A 17,526-nucleotide genomic window follows, 5' to 3' on the forward strand; every position below is an offset into this window, starting at 1 on the left:
GGCCAATCAGTCGCCAGATCTCTAACGGATTAGCCTTTGCCTTTGGTGCGCGTCATATTCGGCCCACCATTCTTCTCAAGGTGCTCAATGATGATCCCTGCCACGTTCTTGCCGGTGGTGGTCTCAATCCCTTCCAGACCCGGCGACGAATTCACTTCCATCACCAGCGGCCCGTGATTGGAACGCAGGATATCCACCCCCGCCACGGCCAGCCCCATCACCTTGGCTGCACGCAATGCGGTCATGCGTTCTTCCGGGGTGATTTTGATCAGGCTCGCGCTGCCACCGCGATGCAGGTTGGAGCGAAATTCCCCAGGCTTGGCCTGACGCTTCATCGCCGCGATCACTTTGTCGCCGACCACGAAGCAGCGAATGTCCGCACCGCCGGCTTCCTTGATGTATTCCTGAACCATGATGTTCTGCTTCAGGCCCATGAACGCTTCGATCACCGACTCCGCCGCCGTCGCCGTTTCACACAGCACCACGCCAATGCCCTGGGTGCCTTCCAGCACTTTGATCACCAGCGGTGCGCCGTTGACCATGTCGATCAAATCGGGAATGTCGTCCGGCGAGTGTGCAAACCCGGTGACCGGCAAACCGATGCCCCGGCGTGACAGCAGTTGCAGCGAACGCAGTTTGTCTCGCGAACGGGCGATGGCCACCGACTCGTTGAGCGGGAACACCCCCATCATTTCAAACTGGCGCAACACCGCGCAGCCATAAAACGTCACCGACGCACCGATCCGCGGGATCACCGCATCGAAACCTTCCAGCGGCTTGCCGCGGTAGTGGATCTGCGGCTTGTGGCTGGCAATGTTCATGTAGGCGCGCAAAGTGTCGATCACCACCATTTCATGGCCACGCTCGATACCGGCTTCGACCAGACGACGGGTGGAATACAGACGCGGATTCCGCGACAGCACAGCGATCTTCATGCAACACCTGTGGAGGAGGTAGATACCGGGAACACCGGCTTGTCTTGAACGTATTTAATCCCCGGATTGACCACCAACTGGCCGTCGATCAGGGCTTTGGAACCGAGTAGCAGCCGATAACGCATGGACTTGCGGCAGGCGAGGGTGAACTCGACCCGCCACACCCGATCACCGAGGGCCAGGGTGGTGCTGACCACGTAACGCATCTGCGCATGGCCGTTGGAGCTTTTAATGGTTTTCATCGTCACCAGCGGCGCCTCGCAGCGTCGGTGGCGCAATTGCACCACCGTGCCCAGGTGCGCGGTGAAGCGCACCCACTCTTGCCCGTCCCGCTCGAAGGGTTCGATGTCGGTGGCGTGCAGGCTGGAGGTGCTGGCGCCGGTGTCGATTTTTGCCCGAAGGCCCGCGACTCCCAAATCCGGGAGCGCCACCCACTCGCGCAGACCGACAACGGTCAAATGGTCAAATGTCTTCAAAAAAATGCTCAACCGTGACAACCGCTTCAGTCCGCACGGGGCCGGATTCGCGGTATTCACGCAGAATAAGGGTTAAAAGGCGACAGATTTCTACAGCCCGGATTTCCGGCCTCGCAAGCAGGCGTCGGAACGCGCGCATTGTAATCCGGGACGGGGTCATTCATGACATGACAGAAACGGTAGTACAGTTCCGACTATTGGCTGAAAGAGGAATTCATATGGCACAAAAACAGGAAGAGGACGACAAGGTCCGTCTCGATAAATGGTTGTGGGCCGCGCGTTTTTACAAAACACGTGCCTTGGCCAAGTCGGCCATCGAGAGCGGCAAGGTGCATTGTCGGGGTGAGCGCTGTAAACCGGGCAAGGAACCGCGAGTCGGTGACGAGTTTCAGATCCGCATAGGGTTTGAGGAAAAGACGATAGTGGTCCAGGCGCTGTCGATCGTGCGCCGTGGCGCGCCGGAGGCTCAGGCGTTGTATGCGGAGACCGAGGCGAGCGTCGCCAAGCGTGAAGCGGCGGCTGCGATGCGCAAGGCCGGCTCGCTGGGCGTGAGCACCGATGGCAAACCGAGCAAAAAGCAGCGTCGGGATTTGTTCAAGTTTCGTGGAAGCAGTAACGACGAGTGAGCCTGATGTTCCTGCATTGGCCGTGAAGCCGCTTTCGCGAGCAAGCCCGCTCCCACATTAGACCGAGATCACCTGTGGGAGCGTCGCTTGCCCGCGAACGAGTGCGCAGCACTCGCCGGCCGTCCCCGGATATCAGGCGCTGCGCACCACACTCATCCGCGAAACCCCCGGCAGTTTCCCCTGCCGTCCAAACAGTGGCGCCATCACTGTCAGGAAAAACTCTGAAGCGTGATACGCAAATGGCGAGTAGTAACCCCAGCCCAGCGCCCACACCGCCAGCAAAATCCCCCCGACCACCGCTTCAAATGGACGCAGACTTGTAATTGCCTACACATGGAGCCATATCGGGTGACTGGCCAACGGGGCATTGAGTCGGCGAAATAGCCACTCGTCGAAAAGCACACACAGCATCTGACCCGTAGGCCATAACCAGAATGCCAACAGCGCCAAAGGCACAAAATTGCACAAAACCAGCCGGGGCAGGTTCCACCTTGCTTGGAACAAACCCGGATTGTTCATAAAATGCCTCCAATGGCTGAACGTCGCGCACCAAAATGGTGCCGCAAAGGCGCAACTCTACGTTCTGTAACCTTCTTGTCATCAATTCAGATACCCAGACCTATGACCGATCTATCGGATACCGACTTCACCCAACGCTTCATCTTTGATGACAGCGACACCCGTGGCGAGCTGGTTGCGTTGGAACGTAGCTACGCTGAAGTGCTCGCCAAACACCCCTATCCGGAGCCGGTCGCGCAACTGCTGGGCGAACTGATGGCGGCTGCGTCGTTGCTGGTCGGCACCTTGAAGTTCGATGGCTTGCTGATCCTGCAGGCCCGTTCCGATGGCCCGATTCCGCTGCTGATGATCGAGTGCTCCAGCGAGCGCGAAATCCGTGGCCTGGCCCGTTACGAAGCCGACCAGATCGCCCCTGACGCGACCCTCGCCGACCTCATGCCCAACGGCGTGCTGGCGCTGACCGTCGACCCGACCCAGGGCCAGCGTTACCAGGGCATCGTCGACCTCGACGGCGAAACCCTGTCCGAGTGCTTCACCAACTATTTCGTCATGTCGCAGCAGGTTGGCACCCGCTTCTGGCTTTACGCCGATGGCCGTCGCGCCCGTGGCCTGCTGCTGCAGCAATTGCCCGCCGACCGCCTGAAAGACGAAGAAGAACGCGCCGCCAGTTGGCAGCACATCACCGCGTTGGGTAGCACCCTGACCGCCGATGAATTGCTGAGCCTGGACAACGAAACCGTGCTCCATCGCCTCTACCACGAAGAGCAAGTGCGCCTGTTCGATGTGCAGAAACTGCGCTTCCGTTGCAGTTGCTCGCGCGAACGTTCGGCCAATGCGTTGGTCAGCCTGGGCCTGGAAGACGCCCAGTCGCTGGTCATCGAACATGGCGGGAATATCGAGATCGATTGCCAGTTTTGCAACCAGCGCTACCTGTTTGATGCCGCGGATATCACCCAATTGTTCGCTGGTGCGGGCGTGGATACGCCGTCAGATACCCGGCACTAAAACGGTTCAGCGCAGGTAAATTCACTGCTTAGCGCCGGATTAACGCCGTTACGACGGGAGGGCCCTACTATTTTTGGGCGTTTCTGGCATAATCCGGCCCACTTTTTGTCGCGGTAGTAGTGCACGACTTTCTACTACAAAACGTTTGGAGCACACTCGGCCACTGGCCGACGGGGAATCTCATGACGCAAGCCAATAACGCCGTGTACACCGATCTGAGTGTTGATGATCTGGTAAAAGAAGCCTTGAATCGCGGTGAAGGCGAGCTTGCCGATACCGGCGCGCTGGTTGTTCGCACCGGTCACCGCACCGGCCGTTCGCCAGTCGATCGGTTCATCGTAGAAGAGCCTTCCACTCAGGCAGCCATTGCCTGGGGCCCGATCAACCGCAAGTTCCCGGCCGACAAGTTCGATGCGCTGTGGGCTCGCGTCGAGGCGTTCAACAACGCGCAAGAGCATTTCGTTTCCCACGTGCATGTAGGTGCGTCCGAAGACCACTACCTGGCCGTGAAGATGACCACCCAGACTGCCTGGCAGAATCTGTTCGGTCGTTGCCTGTTCATCAACCCGGCGCAGTACAACCCGGCCGGTCGTGACGAGTGGCAAGTGCTCAACGTGGCCAACTTCGAGTGCGTGCCTGAGCGTGACGGCACCAACTCCGACGGTTGCGTGATCCTCAACTTCGCACAGAAAAAAGTGCTGATCGCCGGCATGCGTTACGCCGGTGAAATGAAGAAAGCCATGTTCTCCGTGCAGAACTTCCTGCTGCCGGCCGCTGACGTGCTGCCGATGCACTGCGCTGCCAACATCGGCGAAGCAGGCGACGTGACCCTGTTCTTCGGTCTGTCGGGCACCGGTAAAACCACCCTGTCCGCCGACGAAAGCCGTTACCTGATCGGTGACGACGAACACGGCTGGGGCGAAGGCGTTGTCTTCAACATCGAAGGCGGCTGCTACGCCAAGTGCATCGACCTGTCCGAGAAAAACGAGCCGGTCATCTGGAAAGCCATCAAGCATGGCGCTGTGCTGGAAAACGTCGTCATCGACGACGCCAAGCACGCCGACTACGCCGATGTCAGCCTGACCCAGAACAGCCGCGCCGCCTACCCGCTGGAGCACGTTGCCAAGCGTTCCGAGAAAAACCTCGGTGGCGAGCCAAACGCTGTGATCTTCCTGACCTGCGACCTGACCGGCGTCCTGCCGCCAGTGTCCATCCTCAGCGAAGAACAAGCGGCCTACCACTTCCTGTCCGGCTACACCGCACTGGTGGGCTCGACCGAAATGGGTTCCGGCAGCGGCATCAAATCGACCTTCTCCACCTGCTTCGGCGCACCGTTCTTCCCGCGTCCGGCTGGCGAATACGCAGAACTGCTGATCAAACGCATCCGCGGCTTCGGCTCCAAGGTCTACCTGGTTAACACCGGTTGGACTGGCGGCGGCTACGGCGTCGGCAAGCGCTTCAACATCCCGACCACTCGTGGCGTGATTGCAGCGATCCAGAGCGGCGCGTTGATCGGTGCTGAGACTGAGCACCTGGACACCATCAATCTGGACGTGCCGTTGGCTGTTCCTGGTGTTGAGACTGGTTTGTTGAACCCGCGTAATACCTGGGCTGACAAGGCTGCCTACGACGAAGCTGCTAAAGCGTTGGCTGGGTTGTTTGTTGAGAACTTCAAGAAGTTTGAAGTGAGTGATGCGATTAAGGCTGCTGGTCCTAAGCTGTAAGGCTTGGATTTAGCGAAATGAAAAAGCCGCCCTTTTAGGGCGGCTTTTTTGTGGGCGAAGATTTAGTGGGTGGTACAGCTAAACTGCCATTATTCCAACAGTATTGCGGCTAATTAGCGAAAATAATGTCACTTAAGGAATCGCGAAATCCCGGTTCTCGGTTATCACGGCCATTGCTGCCGGGCATGCATTATTCGCAGAACTTGCACGCAATCATCTTTAATCATGTAGACGATGATGTAATTGGAGGCTGCGACGATTTCTCGTGTGCCCTCAACTTTGCCTTTTCTGTACAAGGTCGGGCGCTGTCGGACGACTTCCCCTTTTGATTCGAATATCTCGTCGAGATCGGCAGCTGCAACAGGGTTGTCCTGACTAATTCGATCCATTATTCGGTCTCGGTCGTCATGCGCCTCAGGGCGCCAGACCAACCTCATCAGCGCGCTCGTTTACGGAGAGCATCGCGTTTGGCAGCAAATATTCGGCGGCTGTCTTCATCGCTGATGCTCGGCCTTGGGTCATCAATGCTGAGTTGCACCTGTCGCTTGAACCATTCCTCATAAGCGGCCGTCTCGTGGGCGTGTTTCATTGCTTCGGCACGATCAGGCCGAGCGTAGGTTTTCAATTGCTGGGGGTCGTAACTGGAGGCGTCTACATTGAAGTGGCTGATACCCAATCCTTGCAAATAGGTCACCAGCGTTTCAAGCCGCTTGAACAGACGTACCTGACCACTACGCTGCGCTGCCAGCGAGCATTCTTTTCTTCCCTGCGAAATTTGAATCGACCAGCCGCCCGGTTGGGCGACGATATTCGTGCTGCTGACGGATCCGTTTTCAATCAATCGAGCAAGGGTGCTGTGATCAATAGTTTCAGTGGTCATGAAGGTGAGCCCTTGATTGAACAGTGGCTCACATCGTACGCAATCAATAGTAGTTTGCAAATTTCAACTCCTGCTTTGGACATTTGCGTCGAGCATTCATGCTCTTTTGGTGTGGCAGATTTTTACGCCGGAGCTTTCCAGTTGAGCATTTGCTGCTGTGCGACTTGCAGCAGGTCGCAGCCGTCCTGGGTTAGCAGGAAGAGCGCGTGGGTGATGTGAGGGATGTCTTCGACGTCGCCGTTTTTGAAGCAGATGCAGTGCAGGGTTTTGAGGAGGTCGCTGGAGGCTCGGATGCGTTGGAGGGCGCCTTCGAGGATGTCTTGGGGGTTGGCCGCTGTGTCGATGATCAGGGGCGGGGAATCGGTGAGATTGGATTGCAGCGGGCGGTAGCGATCAGTGAGCGGATTCGATGTCTTCATTGGTTTCTCTCTTTTGTATATCCGAAGGATCGCAACCATCGTGACCAAGCGATGGGTGGCGAACTGTGTTCGGGTTGGTCAACCAAGGGAGAGGAAAACCCCGGCACGCCGAGGCGTCCCAAACACAGCCGCCATAAAACGTGCCGCACAAAAGATGTCGGCAAGCATACAAGGGCATGCGTAAGTTCTCTCTCATTTTTCAGGTGACCAAGCCCGAGTCGCTGATTTGGCAGCGACAGTCACGACTATAGTTCCACCCCCTCAAGCCTCGATAGTCGACAAAGAGTCTGCTCTTGTAGGAACCGGACGAATAATTTGCCGGACGTTACGACCGTTTGATCAACACTTTTCAACGCAAATGCGCATACGCCGAAATATCCAGCAAACTCGTCGCCAACCCCGTCGCCGGTTTGTAGATCGGGCCTTTTACTGTCGAGAACGCTACACCTTTGCTGCCCAGCGAAACATAGCGTTCGCCTTTGTCCCGCTCGGTGAAGTAGGTGTAGGAAAGGTTGCGCATCAGCTGGTATTTCGCCTCGTCGCGGGCGATTGCATTGCTGACGTTTTGCAGGTCGGCCTGGGTCAGGTTCAGGGTTTTGTTCAGTGGCACGCCCCAGCGCTTGAGGCAGACCTCGGCGAGGTGGCGGACGATGCGGCCGGGTTCGATCAGTGCTTTGCGGTCGTTGGCGCTGGTCGGAACGCCGCCGCTGGCGGTGGCGTTGCCGACCATGGTGGCGTGGCGGCCGGCCATTGGGTAGATGTAGGTTTTGGTGCCCGTGGCGGTCTGTGGAATGACACAGCTGAAGCCTTTGGAGCGCTCGTCGCGAGCATAGAAACCGACATACTCTTTGACGTTGGCAGCGAGTTTGACGCGTTCGTCCTGAAAGTTGCCAATGCCGGGAACTGGGTCCAGAGCGAAAATATTAACCGGGATATTCTTCAGTGCGTTGTCCTTGAACATCGCATTGGCCAGCATATGGCAACTAATACCGCCGCGGCTCCAGCCGACCAGGTTAACTTGAGTGGGGATGACTCCGTCTTTGCGGAACGTCTTGATAATCTGTTCCTGCAACTTCTGTTGAGTGACGCTTCGGTCGCCGTAGTTGTATTTGCGCCAAAACCAGGAACCCTCTGCCTTTACATCTTCGATAGGAATACCGGCGGCTTTTAGTCGGTTGTATTCGGCCTCGGTCAGTTGTTGGCGCTGCCAGTCACATCGACCTTTGAGGATGTTCATGGCGTGTTGCACGTTTTCTTCCCAGCCCTTGCCAAACAGCGTGCCGCTGAGGCCGTAATCCTTGGTCTGGGTGAAGAGATCATCGGCCTGCAGGTTGCCGCTGCCTGGTCCGTCGACCACAATCCATTCGGCGAATTCGCGTCCGGCATGGTGAGAGGCCAGCGTCGATACCAGTTCGCCATCCCAGAAGTTTTCATGGTTGATGTCGAACTTGTTAGAGCCGGTGCCGCAAAAAATATGGTGACGACTGTCATGACGTTGCCCTTGTTGGATATAAGAGCAGACACGTTAGTGCGCGGTTTGATAATTAATAAAGCGTGGGGTTGTATCCAGGTTTGTGAGTGTTGTATTTGTCGGGTGTTATTTAACTTGAAGTTTTGCAACTTGCAGCAAGTCGCAGCCGTCCTGTACCAATAGATAAAGCGCATTGACGATGTTGGGAATGTCTTTTACGTCGGCTTGTTTGAAACACAAACAGTAAAGTGTTTCCAGCAGATCGCTGGCGGCGCGCAGGCGTTGATCGGCAGCATCAAGCAGATCGCTGTGGCTGGCGTTGGTGTCGATCACCATGACGGGATTTTCGCTGTAGCAGGTCTTCAGTGGGTGATAACGATTGATCATGGTGAGGCTTGTCCTGTTCGAGGGCGCTCGGGCGGCAGACTGAATATTCAAAGCCGCGCCGGCCACTATAGGAGGCCGCTGGGCAGCGGAACAAGACGGCCGCAATGGACAGTGTTTGTAGGGGTTTTTCCGGGGTTTGAGGAGATGCCCTACGCCATTTATAGAGTTTTTAAAGGCAAAACCCTTAGACGAAAAATTTCCCACGGGTTTGTCAGGCGATTCGCGGTAAACCGCTGTATCGTGCGCGCCAGAATCTGTAGGACGTTTCCAAACGTCTGACACGCGCTTAAAGGGAATTGGGTATGCAATGGCTACGAATGGCCTCGATTTTATTGCTGTGGGCCAGCGGTTGCCGTCTGACGATGGCGTCTGACGCAGGCAACGCATTGATGTTCAACAATCTGCAACGCACAGGTTGGCCGGACGCGCTGTCCAGCCAGACGGACATGGACACTGCCTCGCGGGGTGAGGTGCTGATGTTCGCCAAAGCCCTTTTGGCCAGCGAAGCGCTGGACGAGAAGGGGCTTGAGCAACGACTCGGCGTGCCGCACGTGCAGCTCAAATCGATCAGGCAAGTACGCGATGGATTGTGGGATCGTTTGCTGAGCACCTATCGCAACGCCAGTCAGGATTGTGATGAACAACCCTTCTGCCCGCGAGTGCGCAGCGTGGCTGACTTGCGGCAGTTGGCGGCGGCATTTACTGGCGACATCAGCCCAGCGCATGCGTTGTGGGTGAGCAAGAGCCAGGACGTGCACGAGCAAGTGTTAGACCAGCAACTGCGCGTGGCGGTGTTGCGGCCCTGAACCTCAGGTTTTGTGTTGTTCTGACCGGCCTCTTCGCGAGCAGGCTCGCTCCCACAGGGGGCCGTGGCGTTCAAGTAATCGCTGTATCATCCCGTATCGTTTTGGTCCCCGACCTTTTCTCGACTCGCTGCAATCGCCGACTAGGCTTTTGGCATCGCAGCGGTCAACGGAGTGACAGCTTATGCACAACACCCTGGAACAGGTTTTCGGTTATCCACAGTTTCGACCCGGCCAGGAGGCGGCGGTCAGCGCGGTGTTGGCCGGGCGCTCGGCGGCGGCGATTTTCCCGACCGGCTCGGGCAAGTCTCTTTGTTATCAATTGCCGGCGTTGTTGCTGCCGCACCTGACACTGGTGGTCTCGCCGCTGTTGGCGCTAATGCAGGATCAACTGGCGTTTCTACAGCGCCACGGCATCTCGGCCGGCAGTATCGATTCGGCCCAGAGCCGCGACGACGCCAGTGATGTGATGGCCCGGGCCAAGTCCGGCGAGTTGAAGATTTTGATGATTTCCGTGGAGCGCCTGAAGAACGAGCGCTTCCGCAATTTCTTGCAGCAAGTGCCGATCTCGCTGCTGGTGGTGGACGAGGCACACTGCATCTCTGAGTGGGGCCACAACTTCCGCCCTGACTACCTCAAACTTCCGGACTACCAGCGTCAGTTCAACATCCCCCAAGCGCTGCTGCTGACCGCCACCGCGACCCCCAAAGTGATCGCGGACATGGAGGCGAAATTCGCCATCGCGCCTGAAGATGTGGTGACCACCGGTTTCTACCGGCCGAACCTTAATCTGCTGGTGGAGCCGGTACGTGGTCAGGACAAGCGCCGACGTCTGGTCGAGTGGATGAGTCAACGCCCCGGCCAGCCGAGCATTGTCTACGTCACCTTGCAGAAAACCGCCGAACACATCGCCGAACATCTGGGCCGCAACGGCATCCAGGCCGAGGCCTATCACGCCGGTTTGCCCCACGAGCAACGTGAAGGCATTCAAAAGCGCTTCATGGGCGGGCAGTCCAATTGCATCGTCGCGACCATCGCCTTCGGCATGGGCATCGACAAGAGCGACATCCGCAACGTTGTGCATTTCGACCTGCCCAAATCCATCGAAAACTACAGCCAGGAAATCGGCCGCGCCGGGCGTGATGGGCAGCCGTCCGATTGCCTGGTATTGGCCAACCGCGACAGCATCAACGTGCTGGAAAATTTCGTCTACGGCGACACCCCGGAACTGGACGGCATCCGCTGCGTACTCGACGAGTTGCAAGCCTCTACGCCCGAGGGGCAGTGGGAGTTTTTGCTGGGGCCGTTGGCGGATCAAAGCAACATTCGCCAGTTGCCGCTCAAGACGTTGCTGGTGCAGTTGGAACTGCGCGCAATCATCGCCCCGCGATATGCCTATTACGCTGAATACCGTTTCAAGTATTTGCAGGAACCGGAGGCCTTGCTTGCGCGTTTCGAGGGCGAGCGCAAGGACTTCGTCGCGGCGATCATCCAGACCTCCAGCCGCGCACGAACCTGGGCCACGGTGAATTTCGATGCGCTGTATGAACAGCATTCGGCCGAGCGCAATCGGGTGGTCAAGGCACTGGATTACTTCCAGGAAAAGGGCTGGGTAGAGCTTGAAAGCAAGCAGATGACCGAGGTCTACAGCCTGCTGCAAACCGGTTTTGATGCCCAGGCCTTGAGCGAAGAGCTGCATGCCTACTTCACCCGTCACGAACAAACCGAGATCGCCCGGATTCACGCGATGCTTGATCTGTTCGCCACCGACCATTGCCTGGGTTATCGCCTGGCTGAGTACTTCGGCGACGAAAATGCGCCGCGGCAGTGCGGGCATTGTTCGGTGTGTCACGGGGATGTGGCGCGACTGCCGGCGCCGCCAGAGTTGCCGGCGCTTGTGGATAAAAACTTTGAAGCGTTATGCGGCGACTTTATCCACAGGCACGAACAGCACACCGGGCATTTCCCGTCGGCGGAGCGGGTGACGCGGTTTTTGTGCGGGATCAGCGTGCCGCTGTTCACCAAACTCAAGGCGCGGACGATTCCGGGGTCTGGTGCGCTTGAGGATTACCCATATGCCGAAGTGCGGGAGTGGGCGCAAGCGCATCTCTGACGGTTGAAACATGGCCAATGTGGGAGCGGGCTTGCTCGCGAAAGCGGTATGACAGTCCGCAATGATGTCGACTGGCAATCCGTCTTCGCGAGCAAGCCCGCTCCCACAGGGATCTGCGGTGTTTGCGGCACCGCATCCATCTGCTGAATGTTGCTCATCACAGGAATAAATTTCAAAAAAGCGCGGCAGCTGACTATGGTGAAGGCTGTCTTTGGATCGCCAACAAGAGAACAACAATGAGCCAGACGCCGTTCAATATTCAGCGCGCCGCCGTGATCGGCGCGGGCACCATGGGCCGGGGGATTGTCATGTGCCTGGCCAACGCCGGGTTGCCGGTGCAATGGGTCGATAACAATCCGCAGATGCTTGAACAGGCGCTGGCTGCTGTCGCCGACACCTACGCCCACAACGTGCGTCAGGGCCGGATCGATCAGGCCGAAGCAGACGCCCGCATTGCACGAGTGACCAGCGCGGCCGATTACGCGGCGATCTGTGATGTCGATCTGGTGATCGAAGCGGTGTACGAAAACCTCGAGCTGAAGCAAAAAATCTTCCGTGAGCTGGATGGCCTGCTCAAACCCCAGGCGATCCTGGCCAGCAACACCTCGGCGCTGGACATCGACGCGATTGCCGCTGCCACTCGCCGCCCGCAACACGTCTTGGGCCTGCACTTCTTCAGCCCGGCGCACATCATGAAACTGCTTGAGATCGTCCGCGGCGCGCAAACCGCTCCGGCGGTGCTCGACGCCGCGCTGGCGCTGGGCAAACGCATGGGTAAGGTCAGCGTGGTATCCGGTAACTGCCATGGTTTCATCGGCAATCGCATGCTCAATACTTACGTGCTTGAGGCGCGCAAAATGCTGCTTGAGGGGGCGTTTCCTTATCAAGTGGATGCTGCGCTGCAAGGTTTCGGGTTCGCCATGGGGCCGTTCCGCATGTACGACGTGGTCGGCATCGATCTGGGATGGCGTGCCCGGCAACTGGCCGGCAAAGGGCAGGATGCGCCGCAAGTTCAGATAGAAAACCGGCTGTGCGAGCTGGGACGGTTTGGCCAGAAGAGCGGCGACGGTTACTACCACTATGAGCCGGGCAGTCGGCAGGCTGAGCACGATGTGGCGGTCGATGCGCTGGTGCTGGAAGTCAGCGAGGGGTTGGGCTTCCAACGCCGCGAGATAAGCCCTCAGGAGATCCTGGAGCGCAGCTTGCTGGCACTGGTCAACGAAGGGGCGAAGATCCTTGAGGAAGGCATTGCCGGATCGGCCCATGACATTGATCTGGTTTACCTCAATGGCTATGGCTTCCCGGCGGACAAGGGCGGGCCGATGGCCTGGGCGGATCAGCAAGGGTTGGCGGATATTCACCAGCGGTTGCTGGCGTTAGAGACCCGGCAGGGTGATCAGTGGAAACCGGCGCGGTTGATTGGGGAGTTGGCGGCGGTGGGTAAGGGGTTTGCTGATCGTTAAGTCTGGCGGCGCTGCTGACACCTTCGCGAGCAGGCTCGCTCCACAGGAGAGCGCATTTTCAAATGTCGGAGCGAGCCTGCTCGCGGAGGTCACGCCACGGTTTTAAATTAGACTCGCCAAACTTTCTTGAGGAATCGCAGATCGATGTCCAGCCCGATGCCCCAACGCACCGACTACCCGCACTTCCAGCCCATTACCACCCGCTGGCACGACAACGACGCCTACGGTCACGTCAATAACGTCACCTACTACAGCTTCTTCGACACGGCAGTGAACACTTACCTGATCGAAGTCGGTGGCCTGGATATTCATGACGGTGAAGTCGTGGGTTTTGTGGTGAGTTCGGCCTGCGATTATTTCGCGTCCATCGCCTTCCCGGATCGCATCGAGATCGGTCTGCGGGTCGGTAAGCTGGGCACCAGTTCGGTTCAGTACGAACTGGCGGTGTTTAAGCAAGGTGAAGATGAAGCCTGTGCGGCCGGGCGTTTCGTGCATGTGTTCGTGGATCGGGCGAGCAATCAGCCGGTGCCGATTCCTGCACAGTTGCGTCAGGCGCTGGAGCGTTTGGTGGTGGAATAAAGCAAAAAAATCGCAGCCTACGGCAACTCCTACAGGTGTAGGTGCTGCCACAGGCTGCGATCTTTCGATCTACCTGTCGCCAATCAGCTATCAGCGGTGGCGATAGTAGTTGTGATGCTTGCGATGCCCATAGGCATGACCACGGTGACGACGGTCGTCATCACGGTAGTAGCGACGATCATCATGGCCACGATACGAACGACGATCATCTTCGCGGCTCGAGTTGCCCATGTAGTTACCCAGCGCGCCACCCGCACCGCCGCCGGCTGCGGAGCCGATCAGGCTGCCGGTGGTGCCGCCCATGCTGCGGCCGACCACGTTACCGCCGGCTGCGCCCAACGCACCGCCGATGGCGGCTTGGCCACGGCTGTGTCTGTCGGCGCCAACGGCACTACCACCGGCACCGCCCAAGGCCGCGCCAATGGTGGAACCTGTATTGCCGCCTAGTGACTGACCGACGACCGAGCCCAAAACCCCGCCCAATGCGCCGCCCACACCTGCTTCAGCAGTGCCTCCAGCAGAAGCGAAACCACTGGCCAGGCTAAGGGACAACAAGAGAATCGAGGAGAACTTCATAGAGGAACCTCAAGGGGATGACGGCGCGATCCTGAGGCTGTGTCATAGTTGTGACAATCGAAATCCGACGAGTAACACGACTTGTACACAATTCTATAAGTTACTGTTTTTAGGGCGGAACTTAAGTATTTTTCGCCAGTCTTTAGTTACTTCGGATAGGCCGTTTCAATGCAGAAACGGCCTTTTTTGTGGGCGATTGGAAAGTACAAGTGCGCAGAGATGTATTGAATGTCCTACCGCTTTCGCGAGCAGGCTCGCTCCCACAGTTGACCGCGTTCATACCAATGAACCGCGATCCAATGTGGGAGCGAGCCTGCTCGCGAAAGGGCCAGTGGAAGCGCCCGGTTAAGCAGATTTGGCCATAATCAGCCCAGTCTCGCTCGCCATTTCCAACCGAATCGCCACAAACTTCGACGTCGGTGTATGGCTGCCATCCCCGGTACTTTCCAGTGGCACCAGCGGATTCACTTCCGGGTAATACGCGGCGGCCTGCCCGGCAGGAATATCAAACGCCAGCAGCGTGAAGCCCTTCACCCGACGCTCACGGCCATCGTCCCAGATCGAAACGATGTCAGCCTTTTGCCCCGGTTTGAACCCCAGGCGAATGATGTCGGCTTCGTTCACAAACAACACGTCCCGCTGACCCTTCACCCCGCGATAACGGTCATCAAGACCATAAATCGTGGTGTTGTACTGATCGTGGGAACGCATCGACTGCATGATCAGATCCGGCAAAATACCCGTGGCGCGCGTGCGCTCATGAACCAGATCCTTGGGCAGGATGTTCGGGCGGAAATTGGCCCGCCCCGACGGGGTGTTCCACTTGCGGGCACCGGCACTGTTGCCGAGGTAGAAACCACCCGGATTCTTCACCCTCTCGTTGAAGTCGCGAAAGCCCGGAATGGTGTCGGCGATCAGGTCGCGGATGCGTGCGTAATCGGCCACCAGCCAGTTCCAGTCCACCGGTTTGCTGCCCAGGGCCGCGGCAGCGATGCCGGCAATGATCGCCGGCTCCGAGCGCATCTGGTTCGACAGCGCCTGCAACTGACCGTTGGAGGCGTGAACCATGCTGAACGAGTCTTCCACGGTCACCGCTTGCGGGCCTTCGGTCTGGATGTCGATGTCGGTTCGGCCCAGGCACGGCAGGATCAGCGCGTCTTTACCGTGAGCCAGGTGGCTGCGGTTGAGCTTGGTGCTGATCTGCACGGTCAGGTCGCAATTGCTCAAGGCCTGGAACGTGCGTGGGCTGTCCGGGGTGGCTTGGGCGAAGTTGCCGCCCAGACCGATGAATACTTTCGCGCGGCCATCGGCCATGGCGTGAATCGCTTCGACCACGTTGTGGCCGTTTTCACGCGGCACCTTGAACTGGAAGCGTCGCTCCAGGGAATCGAGGAACGCCACCGGCGGACGCTCGTTGATGCCCATGGTCCGGTCGCCCTGCACATTGCTGTGGCCACGCACCGGGCAAAGGCCTGCGCCCGGCCGGCCGATGTTGCCGCGCAGCAGCATCAGGTTGGCGATTTCCTGGATGGTCGCTACCGAGTGGCGGTGTTGGGTGATGCCCATCGCCCAGCACATGATGACGTTCTTGCCCTTGGCGTACATGCGCGCCGCTTGCTCGACTTCCACCAGGGTCAGGCCGGACTGCTCGACGATCTGCGCCCACGGCGTGTCGTCGATGGCGCCCAGGTATTCCAGCACGTTGGCGCTGTGTTCATTGAGGAAGTCGTGATCGAACACCGAAGGCTGGCCGGTCTGCTGCGCTTCGCGCTCCCAGTGCAGCAGGAATTTCGCCATGCCGCGCATTAGCGCCATGTCGCCGCCCAACGCAGGTCGGAAGTACGCAGTGTTGGTCGGTTTGTCACTGTTGGTGAGCATTTCAATCGGATGCTGCGGATGCTGGAAGCGTTCCAGGCCACGCTCTTTGAGCGGGTTGACGCACACCACTTGGGCGCCGCGTTTCACCGCTTCACGCAGGGGTTCGAGCATCCGTGGGTGGTTGGTGCCGGGGTTCTGGCCCCAGACAAAAATCGCATCCGCATGTTCGAAATCGTCGAAGGTCACGGTGCCTTTGCCGACGCCGACACTTTGCGCCAACGCCACACCGCTGGCTTCGTGGCACATGTTCGAGCAGTCGGGGAAGTTGTTGGTGCCGAAAGAACGCACGAACAACTGATAGAGGTACGCCGCTTCGTTGCTGGCGCGGCCCGAGGTGTAGAACTCGGCCTGATCCGGGCTCGACAGCCCTTGCAGGTGTTTACCGATCAGGGCGAAGGCGTCTTCCCAGCTGATTGGTTTGTAGCGATCGGTTTCGGCGTCGTAGCTCATCGGCTCGGTCAAGCGGCCCTGATACTCAAGCCAGTAGTCGCTCTGATCCAGCAGCGAACTGACGCTGTGCTTGGCGAAGAACGCCGCGTCTACACGGCGTTTGGTCGCTTCCCAGTTCACTGCTTTGGCGCCGTTCTCGCAGAACGCCACCATGCCGGCTTCCTTGGAATCGCCCCAGGCGCAACCGGGGCAGTCGAACCCGCCGTTCTTGTTGGTTTTGAGCATCATGCGCAGGTTTTTCAGCGCGTTGTCGCTGGTCAACCAGGCCCGGGCAACACTGGCCAGCGCGCCCCAGCCACCGGCCGCGCCTTTATAGGGCTTGTAACGGGGGACGGGTTTCTGGTCGGCTTGTTGATGTTGGCTCACGCTTGATTCTCCATCGCTGGGCTGTAGACCCGCGGTGCACTTTTCTGCGGCAGGTGGATGAGATTGAGGTTGTGGCGACGGGCCCATTGCACGGCAAGGCCCGTGGGCGACGACAGGCTGACGAGGGTTTGAATCCCTGCGCGCAGCACTTTCTGGATCAGTTCGAGGCTGCAACGGCTGGTGACAATCGCCAGGCCGCCAGCCGTCGGGATGTTCTGGCGGATCAACCCGCCGATCAGCTTGTCGAGGGCGTTGTGCCGGCCGATGTCTTCACGGCCCAGCAGCAACTCGCCCTGGCCATTCATGAACACCGCCGCATGCACCGCGCCGCAATGCTGGCCCAGCGGCTGGAACGCGCCGATACGCTGGCGCAGGCCATCGAGCCATTCGGCGGGTGGCAACGGTGCGCCGGGCAATACTTTGAGGTTGGGCAGTGCTTGCTCGACCGCTTCCACGCCACAGAGCCCGCAGCCGCTGGTGCCGGCCAGTTGCCGACGTTGCTGCTTGAGGTTCCAGAAAGCGCGGTTGGCGATGGTCACTTGCGCGTACTGCGCCGAGCCTGAGCCGCTGAGTTGCAGGTCATAAATGTCGGTTGCGTCTTCGATGATGCCGCTGCCGAGGCTGAAGCCGACGATAAAGTCTTCAAGATCGGTCGGGGTGACCAGCATCACAGCCTGGCTGATGCCATTAAAGGCAATCGCCAAGGCGACTTCCTCGGCCAGCGCGGTGCTGTCCGATTCCGTGTATTGGAGCGTGCTGTAGCTGTAGGTCTGGCTGGCGGCGGGCGCGGGCGTTTCGAGGGCGGGCGCCGCGCAGACTGGGCGCTTGGCGTTCATGGGGCATCACCGACGGTTTG

At 58.7% G+C, this 17,526-nt stretch carries 16 protein-coding genes and 2 pseudogenes; 7 read left to right on the forward strand and 11 right to left on the reverse strand.

The window, feature by feature from the left end:
* Nucleotides 1–29 precede the first annotated feature (29 nt).
* Nucleotides 30–935 carry a 30S ribosomal protein S6--L-glutamate ligase gene (gene rimK, locus JFT87_RS06075; RefSeq protein ID WP_054047778.1) on the reverse strand — a complete coding sequence of 302 codons (906 nt, stop codon included), beginning with the start codon at nucleotides 933–935 and terminating at the stop codon, nucleotides 30–32.
* Complete coding sequence (rimB, locus tag JFT87_RS06080) at nucleotides 932–1,411, reverse strand: retropepsin-like aspartic endopeptidase RimB (protein WP_446739715.1); 480 nt, start codon at nucleotides 1,409–1,411, stop codon at nucleotides 932–934. Before rimB ends, rimK begins: the two co-directional genes overlap by 4 nt.
* A gap of 218 nt (nucleotides 1,412–1,629) precedes the next feature.
* Between rimB and JFT87_RS06085 the strand changes: the two genes are divergently transcribed.
* Nucleotides 1,630–2,037, forward strand: coding sequence for an RNA-binding S4 domain-containing protein (locus tag JFT87_RS06085; RefSeq protein ID WP_201199709.1), 408 nt, complete (start codon nucleotides 1,630–1,632; stop codon nucleotides 2,035–2,037).
* Nucleotides 2,038–2,169: 132 nt separating this feature from the next.
* Here the strand turns inward: JFT87_RS06085 and JFT87_RS28300 are convergent.
* Nucleotides 2,170–2,556, reverse strand: a pseudogene (locus tag JFT87_RS28300) (hypothetical protein).
* Nucleotides 2,557–2,658: 102 nt separating this feature from the next.
* On the opposite strand from JFT87_RS28300, the gene hslO reads away from it, so the two are divergent.
* Together hslO and JFT87_RS06095 are read left to right on the forward strand one after the other, a co-directional pair.
* Complete coding sequence (gene hslO, locus JFT87_RS06090; protein ID WP_201199711.1) at nucleotides 2,659–3,561, forward strand: Hsp33 family molecular chaperone HslO; 903 nt, start codon at nucleotides 2,659–2,661, stop codon at nucleotides 3,559–3,561.
* A 182-nt stretch (nucleotides 3,562–3,743) separates the two neighbouring features.
* Nucleotides 3,744–5,285: a phosphoenolpyruvate carboxykinase gene (locus tag JFT87_RS06095; protein WP_201199713.1), complete on the forward strand. Its 1,542-nt coding sequence runs from the start codon at nucleotides 3,744–3,746 to the stop codon at nucleotides 5,283–5,285.
* Nucleotides 5,286–5,449: 164 nt separating this feature from the next.
* Here JFT87_RS06095 and JFT87_RS06100 read toward each other — a convergent pair whose 3' ends face one another.
* The 5 genes and pseudogenes from JFT87_RS06100 to JFT87_RS06120 all read right to left on the reverse strand — a co-directional run bounded on the left by JFT87_RS06100 (nucleotide 5,450) and on the right by JFT87_RS06120 (nucleotide 8,442).
* A complete protein-coding gene (locus JFT87_RS06100; protein WP_201199716.1) occupies nucleotides 5,450–5,722 on the reverse strand; it encodes a type II toxin-antitoxin system RelE/ParE family toxin in 273 nt (90 codons plus the stop codon).
* Nucleotides 5,722–6,165: a hypothetical protein gene (locus tag JFT87_RS06105; protein ID WP_201199718.1), complete on the reverse strand. Its 444-nt coding sequence runs from the start codon at nucleotides 6,163–6,165 to the stop codon at nucleotides 5,722–5,724. The genes JFT87_RS06100 and JFT87_RS06105 overlap by 1 nt, the downstream gene beginning before the upstream one ends.
* A 122-nt stretch (nucleotides 6,166–6,287) precedes the next feature.
* Nucleotides 6,288–6,584 (reverse strand): hypothetical protein, encoded by a 297-nt coding sequence (locus tag JFT87_RS06110; RefSeq protein WP_201199720.1) that lies wholly within the window; start codon nucleotides 6,582–6,584, stop codon nucleotides 6,288–6,290.
* A 349-nt stretch (nucleotides 6,585–6,933) separates the two neighbouring features.
* Nucleotides 6,934–8,075: pseudogene (locus tag JFT87_RS06115) on the reverse strand (hypothetical protein).
* Nucleotides 8,076–8,181: 106 nt separating this feature from the next.
* Entirely contained in the window at nucleotides 8,182–8,442 is a 261-nt protein-coding gene (locus tag JFT87_RS06120) for a hypothetical protein (protein ID WP_201199722.1), read from the reverse strand.
* A gap of 302 nt (nucleotides 8,443–8,744) precedes the next feature.
* On the opposite strand from JFT87_RS06120, the gene JFT87_RS06125 reads away from it, so the two are divergent.
* From JFT87_RS06125 to JFT87_RS06140, 4 genes are all read left to right on the forward strand, one after another.
* The gene (locus JFT87_RS06125) at nucleotides 8,745–9,248 is read left to right on the forward strand and encodes a polysaccharide deacetylase (RefSeq protein WP_201199724.1); all 504 of its coding nucleotides are present in this window, start codon (nucleotides 8,745–8,747) and stop codon (nucleotides 9,246–9,248) included.
* A gap of 181 nt (nucleotides 9,249–9,429) precedes the next feature.
* On the forward strand, nucleotides 9,430–11,358 hold the full coding sequence (locus tag JFT87_RS06130; protein ID WP_201199727.1) for a RecQ family ATP-dependent DNA helicase: 1,929 nt from the start codon (nucleotides 9,430–9,432) through the stop codon (nucleotides 11,356–11,358).
* A 236-nt stretch (nucleotides 11,359–11,594) separates the two neighbouring features.
* Nucleotides 11,595–12,821, forward strand: a complete 1,227-nt coding sequence (locus JFT87_RS06135) for a 3-hydroxyacyl-CoA dehydrogenase (protein ID WP_201199729.1) — start codon at nucleotides 11,595–11,597, stop codon at nucleotides 12,819–12,821.
* 144 nt (nucleotides 12,822–12,965) lie between these two features.
* Nucleotides 12,966–13,400, forward strand: a complete 435-nt coding sequence (locus tag JFT87_RS06140) for an acyl-CoA thioesterase (RefSeq protein WP_201199731.1) — start codon at nucleotides 12,966–12,968, stop codon at nucleotides 13,398–13,400.
* 90 nt (nucleotides 13,401–13,490) lie between these two features.
* Here the strand turns inward: JFT87_RS06140 and JFT87_RS06145 are convergent, their stop codons facing one another.
* From JFT87_RS06145 to fdhD, 3 genes are all read right to left on the reverse strand, one after another.
* Nucleotides 13,491–13,976: a glycine zipper domain-containing protein gene (locus JFT87_RS06145; protein WP_201199733.1), complete on the reverse strand. Its 486-nt coding sequence runs from the start codon at nucleotides 13,974–13,976 to the stop codon at nucleotides 13,491–13,493.
* Between the two features lie 345 nt (nucleotides 13,977–14,321).
* On the reverse strand, nucleotides 14,322–16,670 hold the full coding sequence (locus JFT87_RS06150; RefSeq protein ID WP_201199735.1) for an FdhF/YdeP family oxidoreductase: 2,349 nt from the start codon (nucleotides 16,668–16,670) through the stop codon (nucleotides 14,322–14,324).
* On the reverse strand, nucleotides 16,667–17,506 hold the full coding sequence (gene fdhD / locus JFT87_RS06155) for a formate dehydrogenase accessory sulfurtransferase FdhD (RefSeq protein WP_201199737.1): 840 nt from the start codon (nucleotides 17,504–17,506) through the stop codon (nucleotides 16,667–16,669). Before fdhD ends, JFT87_RS06150 begins: the two co-directional genes overlap by 4 nt.
* Nucleotides 17,507–17,526: the final 20 nt, after the last annotated feature.

It is taken from the genome of Pseudomonas sp. TH15 (assembly GCF_016651105.1).
Classification (GTDB): Bacteria; Pseudomonadota; Gammaproteobacteria; order Pseudomonadales; family Pseudomonadaceae; genus Aquipseudomonas.